Source organism: Vibrio rotiferianus CAIM 577 = LMG 21460, from assembly GCF_002741985.1.
Taxonomy (GTDB): Bacteria; Pseudomonadota; Gammaproteobacteria; order Enterobacterales; family Vibrionaceae; genus Vibrio; species Vibrio rotiferianus.
The window spans coordinates 14,178-37,483 of record NZ_APHW01000023.1 but is presented as its reverse complement, the minus strand read 5'-3'; the positions used below and the strand labels follow the sequence as shown (position 1 = coordinate 37,483).

The following is a 23,306-nucleotide window of genomic DNA, read 5'->3' as shown; positions in this document are numbered from 1 at the left end:
TCCTCTAGGCAATAGTATGTGCTTCGTCTGGGAATGCACCGCTTTCAACATCAGCCATGTATTGAGCCACGGCTTTGCGCATATCGCCTGTTTCAGCAAGGAAGTTTTTCGAGAATTTTGGCATGTAGTTCGCCGAAATTCCAAACATATCGTGCATTACAAGAATTTGACCGTCTGTCACATTACCAGCACCGATGCCAATCACTGGCACATCAAGTACTTGTGTAATGCGCGCTGCCAAGTCAGCAGGAACACACTCGAGTAAAACAATTTGAGCACCGGCTTCTTGCAATGCCAGAGCGTCTTTAACCATACGATCCGCTTTTTCTTGATCGCGACCTTGTACCTTGTAACCACCAAAGATGTTTACAGATTGAGGTGTTAGACCAAGGTGAGCACAAACTGGAACAGCACGTTCAGTTAGCATCTTAACGGTATCAACTAACCAATCACCGCCTTCGATTTTTACCATGTTTGCACCAGCACGCATTAGCGTTGCTGCGTTCTCACACGCTTGCTCAGGCGTTGCATAGCTCATGAATGGCATATCAGCCATCAATAGACAATTAGGGCTACCAGCGCGCACACAGCGTGTGTGATAAGCGATGTCTTCAACGGTCACAGGTAATGTGTCTGTCTTACCTTGCAGAACCATGCCTAGAGAGTCACCTACCAATAAAACCGGCATGTCTTGGCTTTCAAAAAGTTGGGCAAAGCTTGCATCGTATGCAGTTGAAGTAGCAAATTTACGACCTTCTTGCTTCCACTTAATCAGGTCGTTAATGGTCATTTTTTTCATTGTTTTTTCCTCACTAGGAGTTGGCTATGACTGCCAAATGCTGAGGCCGTTTCGATCTACTTGTTTAAGTAGTGACGACACCTCGGTCCCGTCTGGGAGTTGTAAACTTGGTGCAATTTCCGCAAGAGGGTAGAGTACGAACTCGCGCTCTCTCATTCCATAGTGTGGAACTGTCAGTCTTTCGGAATCAATCACCTCATTGCCGTACAGAATTATGTCGAGATCCAAGGTTCTTGGACCCCAACGTTCGTCTTTACGGACACGCCCTTGCTCTTGCTCAATTGCTTGAGTGCAATCGAGCAGTTCAAGAGGCGTCAAATTGGTTTTTATCGCCACCACCGCATTGATGTAATCCGGTTGGTTCTGTGGTCCCATTGGCGTGCTGCTGTAAAGCGAAGAGGCTTGCACAAACTCACAGTTTGGTAGCGTTTTTAAAGCCTCAATTGCTTGTTTCGCTTGGCTGACAGGATCAGCCAAGTTACTGCCTACCGCAATGTACGCTGTGATCATGACTTTGGCTTGCTCTTTTTCTTGCGATAGGTTTTACGGCGGCGTTGGCCAGTTTTTGGTGCTTGACCATCTAGGTCGGCAGCCATGGCTTGGCGCATTTCTCGGCCTGCATTTTGGAAAGTTTCCCACCACTTGGCAAGCTTCTGAGTATCACCACCCTCAATTTCACCGCGCATTTCAAGAAAATCAAAGCCAGCTCTAAATTTATTGAGCTCCATAAGACGAAACGCGCGCTTACCATTGCGTCGTGGAAGACGTAGCTGTAACTGCCAAATTTCACGAATGGTTGCGGTATGACGGCGTGGAATTGCGATGGTACGAACTTGGTCATCAAGAATGATATTGCTCGCTTCCATAATCGCATCGTAATGACACAGATTGCGTTGTTCCATTAGCTTATCTGCCATGGCACACAGTGGATACCACAACATTGCAGCAAACATAAACGCAGGGTTGATACGTTTGCCTTCTTCGATACGCATATCGGTTGAATCAAGTACTAAATCGAGCATTTGCTCAGTATGAGATTCATACTCTTCAGTGAAGTGCTCTGCAATTGCTGGGAATAGCTGTTGGAATAGGTTGTACTCGCGCAATAGGTGGTAGGTTTCTAGACCATGGCCAGATTGAAGCATCTTCAGAGATTCTTCGAAAAGGCGAGCGGATGGAATATCACGCAGCAGTGGCGCCATTTCTTCAATTGGTGCTGCGGTATCCTCTTCGATATCGAAGTCGAGTTTCACCGCAAAGCGAACTGCACGTAGCATACGTACAGGGTCTTCTCGATAGCGGGTTTCTGGATCACCGATCAATCGAATAAGGCGGTCTTCTAAATCTTCAATGCCACGAGCATAGTCGTGAATCGAATAGTCTGCGATGTTGTAGTACATCGAGTTAATCGTGAAGTCACGGCGCTCTGCATCTTCATCAATAGTGCCGTAAACATTGTCACGAAGCAGCATGCCTTCTTTAGACTGCTGGGAGACGTTCTTGTTCTTTTGCTCTTGGTGGTGACCACGGAAGGTCGCAACTTCGATGATGTCTCGGCCAAACATAATATGTGCGAGACGGAAGCGACGACCAATCAAACGGCAGTTTCTAAATAGCTGTTTGATCTGTTCTGGTGTCGCGTTGGTTGCGATATCGAAATCTTTTGGTTTTTGTCCAAGCAGTAAGTCTCGAACCCCGCCACCCACAAGAAAAGCATCGAAACCGGCACCGTTTAGTCGGTATAGCACCTTCAGTGCATTATCACTGATCTGCTTACGCGAAATGTTGTGCTCTTCACGAGTAATTACATTGAGAGCGAGTTCTGGGATCATGGCAGATTCGCTTGTTGTATAGTCGTTTGTATTCATGTGCATCTGGCAATAACTGGGTTTAATCCAATTTTGCTTTGGTTAGTTTTTTACGCCTCTAGGGCCAATTTTGCGGCTAATGATAGCCTACACAGTGCCATTTGAGAATCACGGTGTGATCTCGATCTCTGCTGGAAGTTGTTCTAAGTCCCAATTTTCGCATCCCCAACGCAGTATTTCATCCACGTTGGCCGCTTCAATTTCCTCAGGGATATCGAAGCCTAAAAACGTCATGGCATGCAGCAGAGCTGGCTTTGGGTTGTCGACATCAATAGCTGTCGCATGGTTCTGTTTGGACAGCTTGTTGCCATTGGTGTCCATCGCCAATGGTAAATGCAGGTAGCTCACTTCTGGCTGCCCAAGAATTTGGTACAAGCTGATTTGACGGCCAGTGGGCTCAATTAAATCGGCACCACGGACAACCTCGGTTACACCTTGGTCAATGTCATCTAATACTACCGCAAGATTATAGGCAAATAATCCATCTCGACGTTTAATAATGAAATCTTCATTTACTAACGCTTCAGGAATGGCCATCAAACCATGCTTCTGATCGAGAAAATTAGCGATCGGCTTGGTCATTTTTAGGCGAATCGCGCCTTCTTTCAAGCCCTTGTCTCGACAAGTGCCGGGATAATAACCACCGTGCTCTTTAATTTGCTTACGCGTACACTGACAGTAATAGGCATCACCTTTAGCTAACCAAGCGTCAATCTGTGCTTGATAAAGGTCGTGTCGTTCACTTTGATAAACCACCTCACCATCCCAATGCAGCTGATAGGCCTTTAGAGCATTTAGAATCATTTCTGATGCGCCAGGCATTTCTCTTGGAGGATCAAGATCTTCGATACGAACAAGCCAAGTGCCTTGCTGGGCTCTTGCTTGAAAGTAGCTGCCTAGTGCTGCGACTAAGGAGCCAAAATGTAAAGGGCCTGAAGGGGATGGGGCAAATCGACCCACATAGCGTGTCATGCGTGTATCTCGAAATTATTCTATTAGGGCTAAGCCAAAACAAAAAGGGAGCCTGAGCTCCCTTTCAATAATCATGATGCTTGGTTGATTAACCTTGCATTTGTTTCTCTTTGATTTCTGCAAGTGTTTTACAGTCAATACAAAGGTCTGCTGTTGGACGCGCTTCTAGGCGACGAACACCAATTTCAACACCACAAGACTCACAGAAGCCGAAGTCTTCTTCAGTGATTTTATCTAGTGTTTTCTCGATCTTCTTGATCAAGCGACGCTCACGGTCACGGTTACGCAGTTCTAAGCTGAACTCTTCCTCTTGAGAAGCTCGGTCAACTGGATCTGGGAAGTTTGCTGCTTCGTCCTGCATATGGTGTACAGTGCGATCGACTTCTTCCCTGAGCTGATTACGCCAAGCTGTTAAGATCTTTGTAAAGTGTTCAACCTGCTCTGGTGACATGTACTCTTCACCAGGCTTTTCCTGATATGGCTCCACACCGGCAATGGCTAGGATGCCTATCGTTTTCTTCTTTGATTCTGGCATACAGCATCTCCTACTTACACCTAGTCAACTGCTTTGCAGTCAATTTAAGGCGGGTATCTATAGCAAAAAGAGGCGGTGCAGGCAATTACTGAATCGCAAACTTATCGTCATTGTGAAGGTGACATCATTTTTTCTCTTAATTGATAAATTCAATAGCAGAGATCAGTTTGATTTCAGTATTACTCAGTTCAGCTTTATAGCAGAGAACTTCTACTCCCGCTTCTTGTGCTTGTTTTAGTAACGTTGAATATTTCGCGTCTATATGGTGTGCCGCAGATACTTTTTCAATACCTGAATGTAAAACAGTGAATAAAAGTATGGCTCTACTTCCAGTTTGTGCCATTTCTGTGAGCTCTCTTAGGTGCTTTTGTCCTCGAGTGGTCACGGCATCTGGGAAATATCCTTGTCCTGATGAATTGTTCTCATCAAGCAGGGTGACGCTCTTCACCTCTATATAGCACTTTGGTTTGTTGCTTGCGCTGAGCAAGATATCAATTCGGCTATTTTCATTGCCATATTTCACTTCAGTTTGAAGTTGGTCATACCCAATCAGTTCTGAAATCACATTATTTTCAATGGCTTCTACCGCTAATTGGTTAGCGCGAGCAGTATTGATACAGATTCTGTGTCCTTGTGCGGTCTCACTAAGCTCCCAACTGTTTGGTATTTGCGCTTAGGATTGTCAGAAGTGGAATACCAAACTTTATTGCCCGGTGTTGCACAGCCCGTCATTGCTCCAGTATTGGCACAATGGATGGTGCGAACTTCACCACTATCTAGTTCGATATCGGCAAGGAAGCGTTTGTAGCGTTTGAGCAGAGTTGCTGACTCTAGAGTGGGGTTGAATTGCATTTGCTTATTTAGCCAAGAAGGTTTTTATGTACAATGTGGCCAACATTACAACATAGGGTATTTCCTTTGTCACAATTGCCGATTGAAGCCGTGATGCCACAATTACTTACGGCGGTCAAAAATCAACATCAAGTGATCCTCAAAGCCGCCCCTGGTGCCGGTAAATCCACTTATTTCCCGCTGCAACTTCTCAATAATCAAACCGTGACAGGCAAAATCGTGATGTTAGAGCCTCGACGCCTTGCTGCTCGTAACATTGCCTGTTTTTTATCGCAGCAGTTGGGAGAGCAAGTCGGGGAGCGCGTTGGTTATCGTGTTCGTGGTGAAACAAAGGTGAGTAAGAGCACGCAACTTGAAATTGTGACCGAGGGGATCATGACGCGCATGATCCAAAATGACCCGGAGTTAGATGGCATTGATCTGCTGATTTTTGATGAGTTTCATGAGCGCAGTATTCATGCTGATACGGCACTAGCATTCAGTTTAGAGGTGCAAGAAGCGCTGCGAGACGACTTAAAGCTGGTGGTTATGTCGGCAACGCTCGATCAAGATGCTTTGCAATCCTTGCTACCAGAAGCGTCTTACATTGAATCGGAAGGTCGTAGCTTTGAGGTGGAAACGCGCTATTTACCGCTTGGTGCGAACGATCATCTGCCTACATCTATGGCAAAAACGATAGAGAGCTTACTACACAAAGAGTCGGGCTCTCTGCTGGCTTTTCTTCCAGGCGTCGCAGCCATCAAACAGGTGGAAGAGCGTTTATCGCACCTACCTGATAACGTTGAAGTGTGTCCACTGTATGGTCAACTTAGCTTTGCCGAGCAGCAAAAAGCCATCTCACCGGCTTCTTCTGGTAAACGGAAAGTCGTGTTGGCGACCAATATTGCCGAAACCTCATTGACCATTGAAGGTATTCGATTAGTCGTCGATTCTGGATTAGAGCGTGTGGCACGTTTTGATTTGAAGAATGGACTTACGCGCTTGGAGCAAGTCCGCGTAGCGCAGTCTTCTGCGATTCAACGTGCCGGTCGTGCAGGTCGTATCGAAGAGGGCATTTGTGTTCGTTTATATTCTGAAAGCCAATTCAAACAGCAACCACAAGTACCGCAACCGGAAATTCTGCATTCTGACTTAGCAAGCTTGGTGATGGAGCTGGCATTTTGGGGCGCTGGGGATATCTCTGACCTTAAATGGCTAAACATTCCCTCTTCGGCATCGCTTGCTCAAGCTAAACAGTTGCTGATTTCTCTAGGATTGCTTACCGAGCAAGGTCAACTGACTCCTGAAGGTAAGACGGCACATGAGCTGGGCGTTGAACCCCGTTCGGCCGCAATGCTGATTCAGGCTCAGCAACACAGCGAAAAGATGCTAAATACTGCGCTAGCGGCAGTCGCCCTTATTGAAGAACCAGAGCGTAATGTCACTAATATCTCTCATAGCCTTCATCGGTGGATGAGTAGCACGCATTCTAAGAGAACCGTATTGAGTAAGCGTGCTCAGAACTTAGCTTACAAATTGGATGCAGCATTTCGTCTATCAAATGTCGATGAGCGATTGCTGCCATTGGTGTTAAGCCTGGCTTTTCCTGATCGAATCGCTCAGCAGCGCGTTAATCAACATGGTCGTTTTACTCTGTCGAATGGACATGGTGCTGAATGTCGACCAGAAGAGACGCTGGGCGATTGTGAGTATTTGGTGGCGATTGATTTGATGCGTTCGCACTCTAGTTCCAGCCAAATTAACTTGGCGTGTTATTTAGATATCAATAGCTTACAAGAAACATTCGAGCACCTTTTTAATACGAAAGAAATGGTCGATTGGGATGAAAAAAAAGGCCGTTTGATTGCCGAACGCCAAATCAAGCTCGGTCAACTGGTGATTAAGCGTGAAGCCTTGCCGAGTCCGGGTACAGAAAAAATGACACAAGCTTTACTCACGTATGTCCGCCGTCAGGGCTTACAGAGTCTAAACTGGTCACCTGCAGCGGAGAGTTTACTGGAACGCATTCGTTGTGCAGTGGAATGGTTACCCGAGCAACCTTGGCCGAGCGTTGATGACGCCAGTTTGCTTGATAGCTTAGAAGGGTGGCTAGAGCCGTACATGAACACGGTCTCGTCGGTGAAAGATTTAGCTAAGGTGAACTTAGTTGAAGCCTTAAATGCTCGACTAGGTTGGCCTTTGAATCAACAGATTGATGAGTGGTTACCTGAAGATTATCGCTTACCTACTGGCTCGAAAAAGCGCATTCGTTACCAGTTTGGTCATGAGCCTGTGCTGTCGGTGCGTATGCAAGAAGTGTTTGGAGAAAGTACTTCTCCAACCGTGGCGCAAGGTCGTAAGCGATTGGTGTTAGAGTTGTTGTCTCCAGCTCAGCGGCCACTACAGGTGACAACGGATTTAGCAGCCTTTTGGGCGGGAAGCTACAAAGAAGTGCAAAAAGAGATGAAGGGCCGTTACCCTAAACATGTTTGGCCTGACGACCCTGCGACTCATGTAGCGACAACGAAAACAAAAAGACAAATGAATAATGACTGATACTAAAAAGCCAGGAGCGAAAAGAGCACCTGCCAAGAAAACAACGTCAAGCAAAACGGCACCCGCGAAAAAAAGTGGTGCAAAACGTCCGAGAAAATCACCATCCAAAAAACCAGAGCGTAGTAACCGTTCTTGGCTAAAAGCTATGTGGTCATTCAGTTGGAAAGCGGGCATTGCACTAGCGGCGGTATTGTTGTTTGTCGGTATTTATCTCGATAGCGTGGTGAAAGACCGTTTTGATGGTCAGTTGTTTGACCTCCCGACAGTGGTTTATGCGCGAATTCTTCACTTAAGCCCAGGGGAAAATATTACCATCAAAGAGATGCGTAATGAGCTTGATGTATTGAACTACCGTAAGGTAAGTCAGCCTCGTTACCCTGGTGAATACTCTTCTTCGTCAACGCGTATTGAGTTGATCCGTCGTCCATTTGAATTTGCCGATGGCCCAGAGCCTGATCGTCACGTCATGCTGTACTTTTCTGATAGTGGTCTAAAACGCATTCAATCCTTAGAATCTAAAGGCGATCTGGGTTACTTACGCATTGAGCCTAAGATGTTGGGCATGCTAGAAAAAGATCAAAATGAGCAACGTCTTTTCTTACGCAGAGATCAGTTTCCTGAGATCCTTGTCGATGCACTTCTTGCAACGGAAGACCGTGATTTCTATCAACATGATGGTGTATCACCACTGGCGATTGGTCGTGCTTTAGTTGCTAACATCAAAGCCGGACGCACCGTGCAAGGTGGCAGTACACTGACTCAGCAGTTAGCGAAAAACCTTTTCCTAACGCGTGATAAAACCCTTTGGCGTAAAGTCCGTGAAGCATACATTGCTCTGATTCTGGACTACCGCTATAGCAAAGATCGTATTTTAGAAGCTTATCTAAACGAAGTGTATTTGGGGCAAAGTGGCGGGGATGCGATTCATGGTTTTGCACTGGCATCGCGTTACTACTTCGGCCAGCCGATCCAAGAGTTGCGTATTGATCAACTCGCTATGCTAGTGGGGATGGTAAAAGGACCGTCTTACTACAACCCTATTCGCTACCCAGAGCGCACGAAAACTCGTCGCGATTTGGTACTGCGTCTTTTGATGCAACAAGAGATGCTTACTGCGCAGCAGTATGAGCAAGCCGTGAATCGCCCTCTGGATACACAGAGTCACCCACGTATTGCCAGTCGCCAGCCTGCTTACTTTCAGCAGTTGAATATCGAGTTGAAAGAGAAGGTAGGAGATAACTTCAAGGCTGAAACCGGCCTGCGTTTATTTACTTCTCTAGATCCAGTCTCTCAAAGTAAGTTAGAGCAAGCCATTGCGAAGAAAGTGCCTGAGCTTGCTAAACGTGCTGGCAAAGATCTTGAAGCCGCAGCTGTCGCAGTGGATCGTCATAGTGGTGAAATCCGTGCCATGGTCGGTGGTAAGCGTGTTGGTTATGAAGGTTTTAACCGCGCATTGAATGCGAGTCGTCCAATTGGTTCTTTAGTTAAACCCGCAATTTACTTGACGGCATTGGAGCAACCAGAAAAATACAATTTGGCGACGACGCTACATGATACGCCGTTAAGCTTGAAAGGAAGTAAAGGGACGGTTTGGTCACCGCGCAACTTCGACCGTAAGTTCCGTGGCGATGTGCCGTTATATCTAGCCTTAGCAAAATCACTCAATGTGCCTACCGTGCGCTTGGGTATGCAGTTAGGAATTCCAGAAGTTTCAGACACACTTGAGCGCCTTGGTGTAGATAAGAGCGAGATCCGCCCTGTTCCTTCAATGTTCTTAGGATCATTTTCGTTAACGCCCTTTGAAGTAGCACAAATGTACCAAACAGTAACGAACTCTGGTAAACGTGCGAAACTCTCTGCATTACGCTCGGTGATTGATATGGATGGCAATGTAATTTATCAATCGCTGCCCCGCTCAACTCAGGCCGTTGATCAGCAAGCTGCTTGGCTGACGACTTATGCGATGAAGCAAGGTGTTGCACAAGGTACGGGCCGATTCCTACAAAGCCAATTCGCATGGGCGGCATTAGCAGGTAAAACGGGGACGAGTAACGATAGCCGTGACAGTTGGTTTGTGGGTATTGATGGGCGAGAAGTCACCACCGTTTGGCTTGGTCGCGATGATAATAAATCGACTAAACTAACCGGGTCTAGTGGCGCATTGCGTGTGTATGCTGAATACTTGAAACAGCGTATTCCAGAGCGACTAGAGCTACCATGGCCGAATGAAGTGACCACATTAGGCTTTCAGAAAGCGACGAATGGTGCGCTGGAAATGAATTGTCGTAGTGAGTACAAACTGCCAGTGTGGGATAAAACCGGGCAAATTAAGCAACAGTGTGAAAAAAAATCGAACTGGTTGAACAGCTTATTTGATTGGTAGGACCACCAAAAACACCATCGCTGACTTGTGCAGTTGTTTAATTCTTAGTAAAAGTAGGTGTTCAATATTCAGTAAAGGAAGAAATGAATGTTCAAAAGGTCAAATACGAACCCATGGATACGTTGCTTTGCGTTGTGGGTCTGCTCCTTTTTGATTGCAACGCCTTCCTTTGCTAAACATCTCGAAGAAGACTCTTCTCGACCTAAAATTGCTGTCGTTCTCGCTGGTGGTGGAGCGAAAGGTGCCGCACACATTGGTGTGCTCAAGGCGCTTGAAGAAATGAATATCCCGGTTGATATCATCACTGGTACTAGCATGGGCGCTTATGTTGGTGGCCTTTATGCTACTGGCATGAGTGCCGATGAAATCGAAAGCTTTATCTACAGCGTCGATTGGAACAGTGGTTACCGAGACCGTGTTGACCGCAGCCAACGTCGTGTCCGCGACAAAGAATACGAAGACCGTTATCAAATCACCACGGACCTAGGGTTAAGGTTTGGTGAAGTGCGTTCGCCAACAGGCGTGGTGCAAGGTCAAAACATGTTGCGCATTCTGCGTGAAACCACAGGCAATCTTGGCCGATTTAACTCCTTTGATGATCTTGCCATTCCATACCGTTCAGTCGCGACGGACATCGTCGAGCTAGAAGAGGTCGTCTTAGATAACGGTTATTTAGTTGATGCCATGATGGCGAGTATGTCAGTGCCTGGCGCGCTTCCACCTTACGAACTCAATGGTCATATGCTGGTGGATGGTGGCGTGGTTAATAACATGCCGGTTGATGTTGCACGCGCGATGGGGGCTGATGTCGTTATTGCGGTGGATATCAGTACAGATTACAAAACCAAAGAAGACTTCACTGGTTTATTCACCGTAGCAGATCAGCTTTCCAACTACCTCGTTCGTCGCAGCACACAAGAACAAGCGGGAACGTTACACGGCGATGATGTCTATATTCGTCCTGATGTGGGGCAAATGGAGACAGTTGAATTCAACAAAATGCCAGGTGCGTTTCAAGCAGGCTATGAGATTACAAAAAAGCTTGAGTCGAAGCTTAAAGGGCTGAGTGTCTCGAACGCAGAATATCAAGAGTACATTGAGCACAAGCAGGCCGCACGAAAAGACCTTGAATATGGTGATGAGCGCGTTGTTGATCAGATCGTGCTAGTGAATAATACCCACTATACAGATGTGCTTCTTACCAACCGTTTAGAGCTTGATACTGGACGTCAGCTAACCACTGCTGAGATCGAAAAAGCGGTAGAAAATCTATACGCATTGGATCGTTTTGAACTGATTACTTACCACTTTGAAGAGATCGAAGGCGTCAACCTACTGGTCTTTGAGGTAAACGAAAAGTCATGGGGACCAAACTACCTCAACTTTAGATTTTTCTTGGAAGACGACTTCAATACTGACAGTCAGTATGGCATTGGAATGTCGGCAAATTTCACCAACTTAAACTCGCACGGTGCGGAGCTGACGTTCAATGTTGATATGGGCACTGATAAGTTGATCGAAGCAGAACTCTATTCGCCAGTGCTTTCAAGTCAACAGCTATTTGTTTCCAGTAAGCTCAATTACAACAATGAAAATCGCAACTGGCCTTTTAGTGACATAGAAAATCCGGATATAGGTTCAGTGTATGATTTTCTTCCGGTTTCTTATACCGAGTTCATTGCTGAGCTCGCGGCAGGCGTGCAGCCAACTCTATGGCAAGAGTTTCGCGTTGGTGGTCGTTATACCAAAGGCGAGATCGAAGCGTCTACGATTGCTTCAGCTGGGACTTTTGATTACAACCGCCTAGGAGTGTTTGCCAATTATCGTTTAGATACTTTGGATGACTTTGCGTTTCCTACGCGAGGTATGTTGATTGATTTAGATTACTTGGTATCTCATGACAAGAGTCCAGAGGATTTTCGTCAAACCAATGTTGAGGGTGATATTGAAGATACCGTGTACGAAATTACGGCGCGTTTTAAAGGGGCGGTGACCCATAGCCGTCATACTTTAGTCGGACAGGCGGAATACAGCTTTGTTGAGAGCAAAAATTCTTCTATCCCTCTTGATCCTCGTGAACTTGGCGGCTTTTTGAATTTGTCAGGCATTCCACGTAATAGCTTAATTGGACAAAACTTATTCTATACCAGCTTGGTGTATCGTTATAAATGGATGGATAACGACTTCGGGCTGTTTGAAGCACCTGTTTATCTAGGTGCGTCCCTTGAACACGGTGGTGTTTGGTCAGACAACGATCTCAAGTTGCATGAGGCGCCACTGTATAATGCTGCGTCGGTTTTCTTTGGAGTAGACTCTCCAGTTGGGCCGATCATGTTGGCATACGGTCGTACAGAGCAGAATTTAGATGCAGTGTACCTGATCGTTGGAACATCATTTAAATAACCGGGAGTAGGATAGCAAGATCTCCGCATATTTAGCCAAAATTTACCGGACTTTAGTCGTAAGTTGCTATGTTGGTCAAAATGATGAGATTTTAATTTAACGTTAAATTTGCTATCCTTTCGCCCACAGTTTGGCCTCTACGGCGCTGTTTCTCAATCAGAATTGAATGAAAACAAGGGCAATGGAGAGCCAAGTTTCCAAGGATGTTCACTCCTTTACTTTGAAAAATAGTAATTAAAAAGGAGGAACCGCAATGAGAGGAAAAAAGTCGTGCTTGAAGCCTACCGTAAACACGTCGAAGAGCGTGCTGCCGAAGGAGTTGTTCCTAAACCGCTAGACGCTGAACAAGTTGCTGGACTTGTTGAACTTCTGAAAAATCCCCCACAAGGTGAAGAAGCATTTATTCTTGACCTACTAGAGAACCGTATCCCACCGGGTGTAGATGAAGCTGCATATGTAAAAGCAGGTTTCCTAACGGCGGTAGCAAAAGGTGAAGTGGAATCACCATTAGTAAGCCGTGAAAAAGCTGCTGAGCTACTAGGTACGATGCAAGGCGGTTACAACATCGCTCCTCTAGTTGAATTCCTAGACGATGACCTACTAGCGCCAATCTCAGTTAAAGCGTTGTCTCATACCCTACTGATGTTCGATGCTTTCTATGATGTAGAAGAGAAAGCCAAAGCTGGTAATGCATTCGCACAGCAAGTCCTGCAATCATGGGCGGACGCAGAATGGTTCACATCGAAGAAGAAAGTCGCGGAACAGATTACTGTTAAAGTATTTAAAGTTACTGGTGAAACCAACACCGATGACTTGTCTCCAGCACCAGATGCTTGGTCTCGTCCTGATATCCCAGTACACGCGAAAGCGATGCTGAAGATGGAACGTGATGGCATCGTGCCAGATCAACCAGGCAGCGTTGGTCCTATCAATCAAATTGAAGAGCTACAAAAAGATGGCATCCCACTAGCCTACGTGGGTGATGTTGTTGGTACCGGCTCTTCTCGTAAGTCAGCGACTAACTCAGTGCTTTGGTTTATGGGCGAAGATATCCCATACGTACCAAACAAGCGCACTGGTGGTATCTGTTTAGGCGGTAAGATTGCTCCTATCTTCTACAACACAATGGAAGACTCTGGCGCACTCCCAATCGAACTAGACGTACAGAATATGAACATGGGTGATGTGATTGATATCTTCCCATACGAAGGCGTTGTGCGTAAAAACGGTGAAGAGATCTCTAGCTTTGAACTGAGCAAAGTGTTGCTTGATGAAGTTCGTGCTGGTGGTCGTATTCCACTTATCATTGGTCGTGGTCTAACAAGCCGTGCTCGTGCATCACTGGGCCTAGAAGAAACAGACCTGTTTGCTAAGCCAGTTGACCCTTCAGAATCTGACAAAGGCTACACACTAGCTCAGAAGATGGTAGGTAAGGCATGTGGCGTTGAAGGTGTACGCGCAGGTCAATACTGTGAGCCTAAGATGACCACAGTTGGCTCTCAAGATACAACCGGTCCTATGACTCGTGATGAGCTAAAAGACCTTGCGTGTCTGGGCTTCTCCGCTGATCTTGTGATGCAGTCATTCTGTCACACGTCTGCGTATCCAAAACCAGTCGATGTAAACACACACCACACACTACCTGACTTCATCATGAACCGTGGCGGTGTATCACTTCGTCCGGGTGATGGTGTAATTCACTCATGGCTAAACCGTATGCTTCTGCCTGATACTGTAGGTACAGGTGGTGACTCGCATACTCGTTTCCCTCTAGGCATTTCATTCCCAGCAGGCTCCGGTCTGGTTGCATTCGCTGCCGCGACAGGTGTTATGCCACTGGATATGCCAGAGTCAATCTTGGTGCGCTTTAAAGGTGAAATGCAGCCGGGTATTACGCTACGTGACCTTGTACATGCAATTCCTTACTACGCAATTCAACAAGGTCTATTGACGGTTGAGAAGGCAGGTAAGATCAACGAATTCTCTGGTCGCGTACTAGAAATCGAAGGCGTTGAGCACCTAACAGTTGAGCAGGCCTTCGAGCTATCGGATGCGTCAGCAGAGCGTTCAGCGGCAGGTTGTACAGTTAAGCTGTCTCAAGAGTCTATTGAAGAATACCTAAACTCAAACATCACCATGCTTAAGTGGATGATCTCGGAAGGTTACGGCGACCGTCGTACTATCGAGCGTCGTATCACAGCGATGGAAGAGTGGTTGGCTAATCCAGAGTTGATGGAAGCGGATGCAGACGCGGAATACGCGCACATCATCGAAATCGACCTAGCAGATATTCACGAGCCAATCCTATGTGCACCGAACGATCCAGATGACGCTCGTCTTCTATCAGAAGTTCAAGGCACACAGATTGATGAAGTGTTCATCGGTTCTTGTATGACTAACATTGGTCACTTCCGTGCTGCAGGTAAACTGCTAGAGCAATTCGGTGGTCAGCTAGATACTCGTCTATGGGTAGCGCCACCAACCAAGATGGACCGCGACCAACTGACGGAAGAAGGTTACTACGGTATTTACGGCCGCGCTGGCGTTCGTATTGAAACTCCTGGGTGTTCGCTATGTATGGGTAACCAAGCACGTGTAGCAGACAAAGCAACAGTAATGTCGACTTCAACGCGTAACTTCCCGAACCGACTAGGTACAGGTGCAAATGTATACCTTGCTTCAGCTGAGCTAGCAGCGGTTGGTGCAATTCTAGGTAAGATTCCAACGAAGGAAGAGTACTTGGAATACGCGAAGCAAATCGATGCGACAGCAGCAGATACTTACCGTTACTTGAACTTCCACAAGATGGATGAGTACACCAAGAAAGCGGCAGAGGTTATCTTCCAAGAGCCTGCATAATTTTAGCGAGCTTTGCTAATACTTAATTAAGCGCCCACCATTTGGTGGGCGCTTTCTTTTGTGGAACGCTATGCTACGAGAGACTGAACTACGTCATTTCCTAGACTGAGGGAATAGAAATCTCTTTTAGGTAACGTATTAAGAGATCCCCAACTCGCTCGTGCCTCGCTCTTGAGGATGACGATTTAAATAGCTAAGAGTAAAAACGATGCCATTCCCGAAAGCGACGAAGGAGTGCAGTCGGGAATCTCTTTTAGGCAACGTATTGAGAGATCCCCAACTCGCTCGAGCCTCGCTCTTGAGGATGACGATTTAAATAGCTAAGAGTAACAACGATGTCATTCCCGAAAGCGACGAAGGAGTGCAGTCGGGAATCTCTTTTAAACAAGCCATTGAGAGAGCTCTCGTCTCTCGCTTCTCCCATCCAACATCTCCCTGTATACTCCGCACCAAATTGATACGAAAAGGCGATCACGATGGAATTTGAATTCATCCGCAACACATTGATGGGCGAATACTATGTCAAATGCAGCATGGGGCATGAGATTGTAGGTCGTTGGTTGCAAGAAGAAATTGGTAAAGACCCAGCGAAAATCGCGCAAGTTGAAGCCTTAATTGATCTGGCATTTTCTTCGCCATCTCAAGAGCATAGATTAACCGGTGCAGAGATCAGTTTGATGATCCATGGTGATGAGGTGCTAGTGCAAGAAAACGCATTGGGCCATGAGTATGAAGTGGAAATGGAAAGTGAGTTTGACTTCTACGATGCAGAGAGTACAGCCAGTTGTGGTATTGAAGACTTTTGTACCCTGATAGAGCAATGGAAAGACTTTTTGAACATTTAACGCACAGTTTTGGGGAGCCTAATTAGGGTTGCCTTATATTTGTGAGAAGGGCGCACCGATATGGTGCGCCCTTTTTGTTTATAAGTTTGTTAATTTTTCTAATTCTATATAAATCAACAAGATAAAAAGTTGGCACGCCGATTGGATTAATACAAATGTTTCAGGATGAAAGCTGCGGAGAAGATTCAATGAAAATCATTAATGCCATTATAAAACCTTTTAAATTAGACGATGTGCGCGAAGCATTGGCTGATGTCGGTATTGAAGGGATGACAGTATCAGAGGTTAAAGGTTTTGGTCGTCAGAAAGGCCACACGGAGCTATACCGTGGAGCCGAGTATCAAGTCGACTTTCTACCAAAAGTAAAACTAGAAATCGCAACCCATGCAGACAATGTGGATCGTGTGGTAGAGGCCATCACTAAAGCGGCTCAAACGGGAAAAATTGGTGACGGTAAGATTTTTGTCTACGACCTAAATCAAGCAGTACGTATTCGTACTGGTGAAATGGACGCAGAAGCACTTTAAGAATTCAAGGGATTGGAGAACTATCATGGAATTAACAACAACGGTAACTGAATTACGTTACGCACTCGACACCTTTTTCTTCCTCATTTCTGGTGCGTTGGTTATGTGGATGGCAGCTGGCTTTGCCATGCTGGAAGCGGGCTTAGTTCGCTCGAAAAACACAACAGAAATTCTAACCAAAAACATCTGTCTGTACGCGATTGCTTGTACAATGTTTCTATTGGTCGGCTACAACATTATGTACGTTGATAATGGCGAAGGTGGCTGGTTACCATCATTTGGTGCGCTAATTGGCACACAAGGTGAAGGCGCAGATCACTCGTTAGAGTCGGATTTCTTCTTCCAAGTGGTATTCGTCGCAACAGCAATGTCAGTGGTATCTGGTGCGGTAGCAGAGCGTATGAAGCTTTGGTCTTTCCTCATCTTCTCTGCAGTGCTGACGGCATTTATCTACCCAATGGAAGGTTACTGGACATGGGGCGGTGGTTTCCTATCAGAAGCAGGTTTCAGTGACTTTGCTGGCTCAGGTATCGTACACATGGCGGGTGCAGCAGCAGCGTTAGCTGGCGTATTACTACTGGGTGCTCGTAAAGGTAAATACGGTAAAAATGGCGAAATCTATCCAATTCCTGGTTCAAACATGCCTCTAGCTACATTGGGTACGTTCATCCTTTGGTTCGGTTGGTTCGGTTTTAATGGCGGTTCTCAGTTGATGGTATCTGATTTTGAAAACGCGACAGCGGTAGGTCAAATCTTCCTTAATACAAACGCAGCAGCGGCAGCAGGTGCAATCGCAGCATTACTCGTATGTAAAACGACTTGGGGTAAAGCTGATCTAACTATGATTCTTAACGGTGCATTGGCAGGTCTTGTTGCCATCACGGCAGATCCTCTATCACCATCACCACTTTACGCAGTTGCAATCGGTGCAGTATCGGGCGCGCTAGTGGTATTCAGTATCATCGGTCTAGATAAAGTGAAGATTGATGACCCTGTAGGTGCTATCTCTGTACACGGTGTGTGTGGTTTCTTTGGTTTAATGGTTGTACCGCTAAGTAATGGTGATGCAACGTTCGGCGCACAGCTTCTTGGGGCGGCAGTTATCTTTGCTTGGGTATTCGGTGCGAGCCTTGTGGTATGGGCAATCTTAAAAGCAACCATCGGCATTCGCGTATCGGGAGAAGAAGAGCTTGAAGGTATGGATATGCACGACTGTGGTGTTGGCGCCTACCCTGAATTTGTTACTGTGAAATAGTCGACATAAAGAAACAATTAGTTACAAAGTAAACTATCAAAAACCTGCTCTGATGAGCAGGTTTTTTAGTGTCACATCATTGTTTTCCTACTGAACATGCATATAATAACGCAACTGATAAACGTTATCATTAGCATGGTAAAGGATTAAACAATGAAAAAACTGCTAACTCTTTCAGCGATTACTTGCGCTACTCTAGCTCCAACAGCAATGGCTGCTGAAGAAGTGAACGTCTACTCTTACCGTCAACCTTTCCTAGTTGAACCAATGTTCAACGAGTTCACTAAAGAAACTGGCATTAAAGTAAACGTGAAGTTTGCCAAAAAAGGCCTAGCAGAGAAGTTGGCTCAAGAAGGCGAATACAGCCCAGCTGACGTAATCCTTACTACAGATATCAGCCGTCTAGCGGAGCTGACTAACAAAGGTCTAGTTCAAAAGGTAGATAGCAAAATCATCGAAGAAAACGTACCAGCACAGTACCAAGACAAAGAAAACGAGTGGTTTGCTCTGACTCTACGTACTCGTAACGTTTACTCTTCACGTGACCGTGTTGGCAAACTAGGTAACGACTTCAACTACGCAGATCTAGCGAAGCCAGAATTCAAAGGCAAAATCTGTACGCGTAGCGGTAAGCACCCTTACAACGTATCTCTAGTGTCTTCTATGATCGCGCACCACGGTGAAGCTGAGACAAAAGAATGGCTAGAAGGCGTAAAAGCGAACCTAGCTCGTAAGCCTCAAGGTAACGACCGTGCTCAAGTTAAAGCAATCAAAGAAGGTCTATGTGACGTTTCTCTAGGTAACAGCTACTACCTAGGTAAGATGGTTAACGACAAAGAGCAAAAAGCTTGGGCTGATGCGGTATACATCAACTTCCCTAACCAAGAGACAACGGGTACACACGTAAACATCTCTGGTATGGCGATGGCGAAGTTCTCTCCAAACAAAGACAACGCTGTGAAGCTAATGGAATTCCTAACGGGTGACAAAGCGCAGCAAATGTACGCAGAAGTAAACTACGAGTACCCAGTAAAAGAAGGCGTTAAGCGTTCTGAACTTGTGGAATCTTGGGGTGACTTCAAAGCGGATACGGTTTCTCTAGACGATATCGCTTCTCACCACGAAGCGGCAATCAAGCTACTAGATGAAGTGAAATTTGACCTTTAATTCCATGTGGGGGTATAACTATACCCCCATTTGATTAAAGGATATGAGATGTATTTGCAGACGCATCTGTATTTCATACAGCCTTGCAGTATTTAGGCAATGAAGAATAAACATTCTCTATGGAAAACCAGTAGTGGGGTGATTACCCTGTTACTGGTTTTGCCGATCTTAGCGATCTTCTATACCGCCATTGGCGAGACGGATGACCTGTTCACACATTTGATGTCGACGGTTATGCCAACCTACATCTATAACACCGTAGTCCTGACTGCAGGTGTGATGCTCCTTTCTTTGATTCTTGGAATCCCAAGTGCTTGGTTTATGGCGATGTGCAAGCTGCCAACCGAGAAGTGGTTGCAGTGGGCACTGGTTCTGCCGCTTGCGATGCCGGGCTATATCATTGGTTACATCTTTACTGATTGGTTTGACTTTGCTGGGCCGATTCAGATCTTTTTGCGTGATATAACGGGATGGGGACCTGGCGAATATTGGTTCCCTGATATCCGAACCTTGAGCGGTGCCACTTTCGTCCTCTCTCTCGTTCTCTACCCATACGTTTACTTGCTTTGCCGAGCGGCATTTATGGAACAGAACGTCTCTTTGTTACAAAGTGCACGCTTACTGAAATGTTCTCCTTGGGAGAGCTTTTGGCGCATTTCTTTGCCGCTTGTCAGGCCTTCTATCGCTGTTGGCCTGTCTCTGGTTGCAATGGAAACCATTGGCGATTTCGGCACCGTCAGCTATTTTGCGGTGAACACGCTGACTACTGCGGTTTACGATACTTGGCTAGGCTACTCGAACTTAAATGCAGCCGCGAAGATCTCAGCCATGATGTTGATGATTGTGGTGTTGTTACTGAGTGCCGAGCGCTACAGCCGCCGCAAACAGAAGTTATTCCAAAGCCAGTTTAATAGTCATGAAGATTTCCGTTATGAGCTAAAAGGTTGGCGAAAGTGGGGCGCACTGATTTGGTGTTGGGGTTTGGTAGCAATTGCGTTCATCTTCCCATTGCTACAGTTAATTGATTACGCGATTACTTACTTTGCACAAAGTTGGACACCGGAGTTTCGTGAATATGCATGGAACAGTTTGGTGGTGTCAGTCGTGGCTGCCATCATCGGTGTTGCGATTGCATTGACTGTGAACTTCAGTCAACGCGTAAACGGCGGCCGCTCTAGCTTAGCTTTCATGCGTCTGTCTTCAATGGGCTATGCGGTTCCAGGCACTGTACTTGCGATTGGTGTCATGGTGGCAGTGCTGTTTATGGATCACCGTGTTAACGATATTGCTAAAGCGATGGAATGGGGCAGACCTGGACTGATTTTTTCTGGCTCTATGTTTGCGCTGATTTTTGCGATGGTGGTGCGTTTCTCCGCTGTGGCGATTGGTAGTGTCGAAAGTAACTTAAATAAGATCTCTCCGTCGCTGGATATGGCTTCCCGTACCATGGGCTGTACGCCTAATACCATGCTTTGGCGAGTGCACTTCCCTCTGGTTAAACGTGGTGCACTGATTGCTGGTTTGTTGGTGTTTATTGAGTCGATGAAAGAGCTCAATGCTGCACTATTATTGCGTCCATTTAACTTTGAAACCTTGGCGACGTATGTATACAACTTCGCCTCGGACGAGCATTTGGAACTTGCTGCTCTACCAGCAGTATTACTGGTCCTAGTTGGGTTGATCCCGCTTGTTGTTGTTAACCGTTCACTGGAGCAAAATCACTGATGAGCTGCGCACTATCGATTAAAAACCTAACTTGTCAGTATGACGATCAAACCGTCCTTGAATCACTTTCTTTAGAAGTTGAACAAGGACAGATCGTGTGCCTGCTCGGCGCGAGTGGTTGCGGTAAGACAACGCTATTGAAAGCGATTGCTGGTTTGCTGCCGCTAAGTTCTGGTCAAATGAGCTTAAATTGTCTCACTATTGATGACGGTGAAAACTGGTTACCACCAGAGCAGCGTAATATCGGTATGATCTTCCAAGATTACGCCTTATTCCCGCATCTGACAGTGGCAGAGAACATCGCTTTTGGCTTGAAAAATGAAACGGCGCAGCAAAAGCTTCTCAAAGTAGAAGAAATGCTCGGCTTAGTTCACCTCAAAGGCTACGGTGATCGTTATCCTCACCAGCTTTCTGGTGGTCAGCAGCAGCGCGTGGCGATTGCCCGCTCACTGGCTTACAAACCTGATCTTCTGTTGTTGGATGAACCGTTTTCCAATATCGATACCCAAGTTCGCCATGAACTGATCCGAGAGATCCGTAAAATCTTTAAAGAGCAAGGCGTTACCGCAATTTTCGTTACTCACAGTCGTGAAGAGGCGTTTGCCTTTGCCGATAAGATGGCAGTAATGAACCACGGTGTAATCGAGCAATATGGAACAGCCTCTGAGCTTTACTACCAGCCTTCGAGCAAATTTGTTGCAGACTTCTTAGGTGGTGGTAGCTACCTTGCAGCGAAGCGCATTTCTGACAGTGAATTTGAAACTCATCTTGGTGTGGTGGAAGCCAATGCTCAGCAAGAAATCCAAGTTGATGCAGAATGTGCATTACTGCTTCGCCCACAACATGTGCAAATTGCTGCTGATGAAGAGAGTGCGGTCAAAGTACTTGAGCAGCACTTTATGGGTGACCACTGCCGCTACGTGATTGATGTCAATGGTGACCGACTGTTGGCAACTTCAACCCAAGCGTTGAATGTTGGTGATAGTGTGACGGTGAAAGTAGAAACTCAAGGCGTGTTGGCGTTCGCCTAAGTAGTATCATCGAAAAGAAAAAGGCCCGGCGGGTATGTCGCCGGGCAAGTGTTCTTCACCTATAGGTCGTGTGCACGAAGCGGGCACACAATTTAGCTATAAGGACAGAAAGTCCTTAAACTGTTGAAGAACACGTTCTGCAGTGTCTTTATCTTGCATCTCTGCAAAAATTCGTAGTAATGGTTCAGTACCTGAGAAACGAGCGATGATCCAACCGCCATTTTTGAAGTACACTTTTGCCCCATCTTCGTAGCTGACTTTTTCGATTTCAAATTCAAATTCAGGTAACTGTTTCTCAACATAAACCTTGTTGAACAGTGCTTCTTTTTGCGCCGGTTTGAACTTGCAATCACCTTCTGCCATGTAGGCATAACCGTACTTACCGTAGATTTCATCCAGCAACTCAGACAGCTTCTTGCCAGTTACTGAAATCATTTCTACCAATAGGCTTGATGCGAATACGCCGTCTTTACCTTTGATGTGACCGCGAATAGTTAGGCCGCCAGAGCTTTCACCGCCAATCAATGAATCATCAGCTTCCATTTGAGAGCTGATGTGCTTAAAGCCCACTGGAACCTCAAAGCATTTCTCGCCGTGATCTTCTGCGACTTTATCCAACAGGTGAGTGGTTGCGATGTTACGTACCACGGAACCTGTCCAGCCTTTGTATTCAAGTAGGTAGTAGTAAAGCAGCAGTAACACTTCATTTGGATGAATGAAGTGACCTTTCTCGTCGATAATACCAAGACGGTCCGCGTCGCCATCGGTACCAATACCGATGTCATAGCCTTCTTGTTCCACGAGGTGCATCAAGCGATAAAGGGTTGCAGCACTTGGTGATGGCATTAAGCCGCCGAAGTCTGGGTTCTTACCATCGTTGATCACGTCGACTTCACAACGGCCGTTGATCAGCACGGTTTGTAGCGCGTTTTTCGCAACACCAAACATAGGGTCGATCAACACGCGTAGATTCGCCTTCTTGATCGCCTCGATGTCGATAAAGTCGATGATCGAGTCAACAAACTCGTTCATTGGGTTGATGATTTCAATTAGCTTGTCTTCAACTGCTTGTTCGAAATCGACGCTTCTCACGTCATTCACTGTTAGGGTTGAGATTTGTGATTCGATCTTTTGGGTGATGATTTCATCTGCGTCACGACCGCCTTCGATGAAGACTTTGATGCCGTTGTAATCGGCTGGGTTGTGCGATGCGGTAATACATGCAGAGTAAGCACAGCCCATTTCCTTCGCTTTGAACATCACGATAGGTGTAGGGACAAACTTGTCGATAAAGCTAACCACAATACCGTTTGCTGCCAATACTTCAGCAAACCAACGGCCTGCTTTATCAGAAAGAAAACGACGGTCATAGCCAATCACAAAGCCGCGATCAGCAGCGGATTCGTTGTTGGTAATGTTTGCTACTGCTTGAGCCACCAAACGTACATTATCTTTGGTGAACTCCTCACCAATAAATGCACGCCAGCCGCCTGTACCAAATTTGATCATGATTCGATCCTCGATAAGAGCGGCATCCCACCGCTTCTTAA

16 protein-coding genes and 1 pseudogene are annotated in these 23,306 nt (G+C 46.2%); 10 read left to right on the top strand and 7 right to left on the bottom strand.

Annotation, left to right across the window (positions count from 1 at the left end; translation table 11 throughout):
* Positions 1-4: 4 nt before the first annotated feature.
* The 6 genes and pseudogenes from panB to sfsA all read right to left on the bottom strand — a co-directional run bounded on the left by panB (position 5) and on the right by sfsA (position 5,026).
* The gene (gene panB / locus B853_RS12205; protein ID WP_038885746.1) at positions 5-799 is read right to left on the bottom strand and encodes a 3-methyl-2-oxobutanoate hydroxymethyltransferase; all 795 of its coding nucleotides are present in this window, start codon (positions 797-799) and stop codon (positions 5-7) included.
* A gap of 24 nt (positions 800-823) precedes the next feature.
* Positions 824-1,309, bottom strand: a complete 486-nt coding sequence (folK, locus tag B853_RS12200; RefSeq protein WP_038885747.1) for a 2-amino-4-hydroxy-6-hydroxymethyldihydropteridine diphosphokinase — start codon at positions 1,307-1,309, stop codon at positions 824-826.
* The gene (gene pcnB / locus B853_RS12195; protein WP_010450152.1) at positions 1,306-2,673 is read right to left on the bottom strand and encodes a polynucleotide adenylyltransferase PcnB; all 1,368 of its coding nucleotides are present in this window, start codon (positions 2,671-2,673) and stop codon (positions 1,306-1,308) included. Before pcnB ends, folK begins: the two co-directional genes overlap by 4 nt.
* Positions 2,674-2,775: 102 nt before the next feature.
* Positions 2,776-3,639 carry a tRNA glutamyl-Q(34) synthetase GluQRS gene (gene gluQRS, locus B853_RS12185; RefSeq protein WP_038885749.1) on the bottom strand — a complete coding sequence of 288 codons (864 nt, stop codon included), beginning with the start codon at positions 3,637-3,639 and terminating at the stop codon, positions 2,776-2,778.
* A gap of 88 nt (positions 3,640-3,727) precedes the next feature.
* Complete coding sequence (dksA, locus tag B853_RS12180; protein WP_010450149.1) at positions 3,728-4,174, bottom strand: RNA polymerase-binding protein DksA; 447 nt, start codon at positions 4,172-4,174, stop codon at positions 3,728-3,730.
* A 136-nt stretch (positions 4,175-4,310) separates the two neighbouring features.
* Positions 4,311-5,026, bottom strand: a pseudogene (gene sfsA / locus B853_RS12175) (DNA/RNA nuclease SfsA).
* Positions 5,027-5,092: 66 nt separating this feature from the next.
* Here sfsA and hrpB point away from each other — a divergent pair.
* The 10 genes from hrpB to B853_RS12125 all read left to right on the top strand — a co-directional run bounded on the left by hrpB (position 5,093) and on the right by B853_RS12125 (position 21,756).
* Positions 5,093-7,561, top strand: coding sequence for an ATP-dependent helicase HrpB (hrpB, locus tag B853_RS12170; protein WP_038885751.1), 2,469 nt, complete (start codon positions 5,093-5,095; stop codon positions 7,559-7,561).
* The gene (mrcB, locus tag B853_RS12165; protein ID WP_038885752.1) at positions 7,554-9,944 is read left to right on the top strand and encodes a penicillin-binding protein 1B; all 2,391 of its coding nucleotides are present in this window, start codon (positions 7,554-7,556) and stop codon (positions 9,942-9,944) included. The genes hrpB and mrcB overlap by 8 nt, the downstream gene beginning before the upstream one ends.
* A gap of 87 nt (positions 9,945-10,031) precedes the next feature.
* Positions 10,032-12,347 carry a patatin-like phospholipase family protein gene (locus B853_RS12160; RefSeq protein ID WP_038885754.1) on the top strand — a complete coding sequence of 772 codons (2,316 nt, stop codon included), beginning with the start codon at positions 10,032-10,034 and terminating at the stop codon, positions 12,345-12,347.
* Between the two features lie 270 nt (positions 12,348-12,617).
* Positions 12,618-15,206 carry a bifunctional aconitate hydratase 2/2-methylisocitrate dehydratase gene (gene acnB / locus B853_RS12155; protein WP_038885755.1) on the top strand — a complete coding sequence of 863 codons (2,589 nt, stop codon included), beginning with the start codon at positions 12,618-12,620 and terminating at the stop codon, positions 15,204-15,206.
* Positions 15,207-15,682: 476 nt separating this feature from the next.
* Entirely contained in the window at positions 15,683-16,051 is a 369-nt protein-coding gene (locus B853_RS12150) for a YacL family protein (RefSeq protein WP_038885757.1), read from the top strand.
* A 188-nt stretch (positions 16,052-16,239) separates the two neighbouring features.
* Complete coding sequence (locus B853_RS12145) at positions 16,240-16,578, top strand: P-II family nitrogen regulator (RefSeq protein WP_010450136.1); 339 nt, start codon at positions 16,240-16,242, stop codon at positions 16,576-16,578.
* A gap of 25 nt (positions 16,579-16,603) precedes the next feature.
* Entirely contained in the window at positions 16,604-17,833 is a 1,230-nt protein-coding gene (locus B853_RS12140) for an ammonium transporter (RefSeq protein ID WP_010450134.1), read from the top strand.
* Between the two features lie 153 nt (positions 17,834-17,986).
* Positions 17,987-19,000, top strand: coding sequence for a Fe(3+) ABC transporter substrate-binding protein (locus tag B853_RS12135; protein WP_010450132.1), 1,014 nt, complete (start codon positions 17,987-17,989; stop codon positions 18,998-19,000).
* Between the two features lie 99 nt (positions 19,001-19,099).
* On the top strand, positions 19,100-20,725 hold the full coding sequence (locus B853_RS12130; RefSeq protein ID WP_038884268.1) for an ABC transporter permease: 1,626 nt from the start codon (positions 19,100-19,102) through the stop codon (positions 20,723-20,725).
* Complete coding sequence (locus B853_RS12125) at positions 20,725-21,756, top strand: ABC transporter ATP-binding protein (protein WP_005425293.1); 1,032 nt, start codon at positions 20,725-20,727, stop codon at positions 21,754-21,756. Before B853_RS12130 ends, B853_RS12125 begins: the two co-directional genes overlap by 1 nt.
* 96 nt (positions 21,757-21,852) lie before the next feature.
* Here B853_RS12125 and B853_RS12120 read toward each other — a convergent pair whose 3' ends face one another.
* A complete protein-coding gene (locus B853_RS12120; protein ID WP_038884267.1) occupies positions 21,853-23,265 on the bottom strand; it encodes a phosphoglucomutase/phosphomannomutase family protein in 1,413 nt (470 codons plus the stop codon).
* Between the last annotated feature and the right edge of the window lie 41 nt (positions 23,266-23,306).

Coding starts and splice junctions, on each gene's coding strand:
- panB (WP_038885746.1), bottom strand. CDS start 799: ATGAAAAAAATGACCATTAACGACCTGATTAAGTGGAAGCAAGAAGGT.
- folK (WP_038885747.1), bottom strand. CDS start 1,309: ATGATCACAGCGTACATTGCGGTAGGCAGTAACTTGGCTGATCCTGTC.
- pcnB (WP_010450152.1), bottom strand. CDS start 2,673: ATGCACATGAATACAAACGACTATACAACAAGCGAATCTGCCATGATC.
- gluQRS (WP_038885749.1), bottom strand. CDS start 3,639: ATGACACGCTATGTGGGTCGATTTGCCCCATCCCCTTCAGGCCCTTTA.
- dksA (WP_010450149.1), bottom strand. CDS start 4,174: ATGCCAGAATCAAAGAAGAAAACGATAGGCATCCTAGCCATTGCCGGT.
- mrcB (WP_038885752.1), top strand. CDS start 7,554: ATGACTGATACTAAAAAGCCAGGAGCGAAAAGAGCACCTGCCAAGAAA.
- B853_RS12160 (WP_038885754.1), top strand. CDS start 10,032: ATGTTCAAAAGGTCAAATACGAACCCATGGATACGTTGCTTTGCGTTG.
- B853_RS12150 (WP_038885757.1), top strand. CDS start 15,683: ATGGAATTTGAATTCATCCGCAACACATTGATGGGCGAATACTATGTC.
- B853_RS12145 (WP_010450136.1), top strand. CDS start 16,240: ATGAAAATCATTAATGCCATTATAAAACCTTTTAAATTAGACGATGTG.
- B853_RS12140 (WP_010450134.1), top strand. CDS start 16,604: ATGGAATTAACAACAACGGTAACTGAATTACGTTACGCACTCGACACC.
- B853_RS12135 (WP_010450132.1), top strand. CDS start 17,987: ATGAAAAAACTGCTAACTCTTTCAGCGATTACTTGCGCTACTCTAGCT.
- B853_RS12130 (WP_038884268.1), top strand. CDS start 19,100: ATGAAGAATAAACATTCTCTATGGAAAACCAGTAGTGGGGTGATTACC.
- B853_RS12125 (WP_005425293.1), top strand. CDS start 20,725: ATGAGCTGCGCACTATCGATTAAAAACCTAACTTGTCAGTATGACGAT.
- B853_RS12120 (WP_038884267.1), bottom strand. CDS start 23,265: ATGATCAAATTTGGTACAGGCGGCTGGCGTGCATTTATTGGTGAGGAG.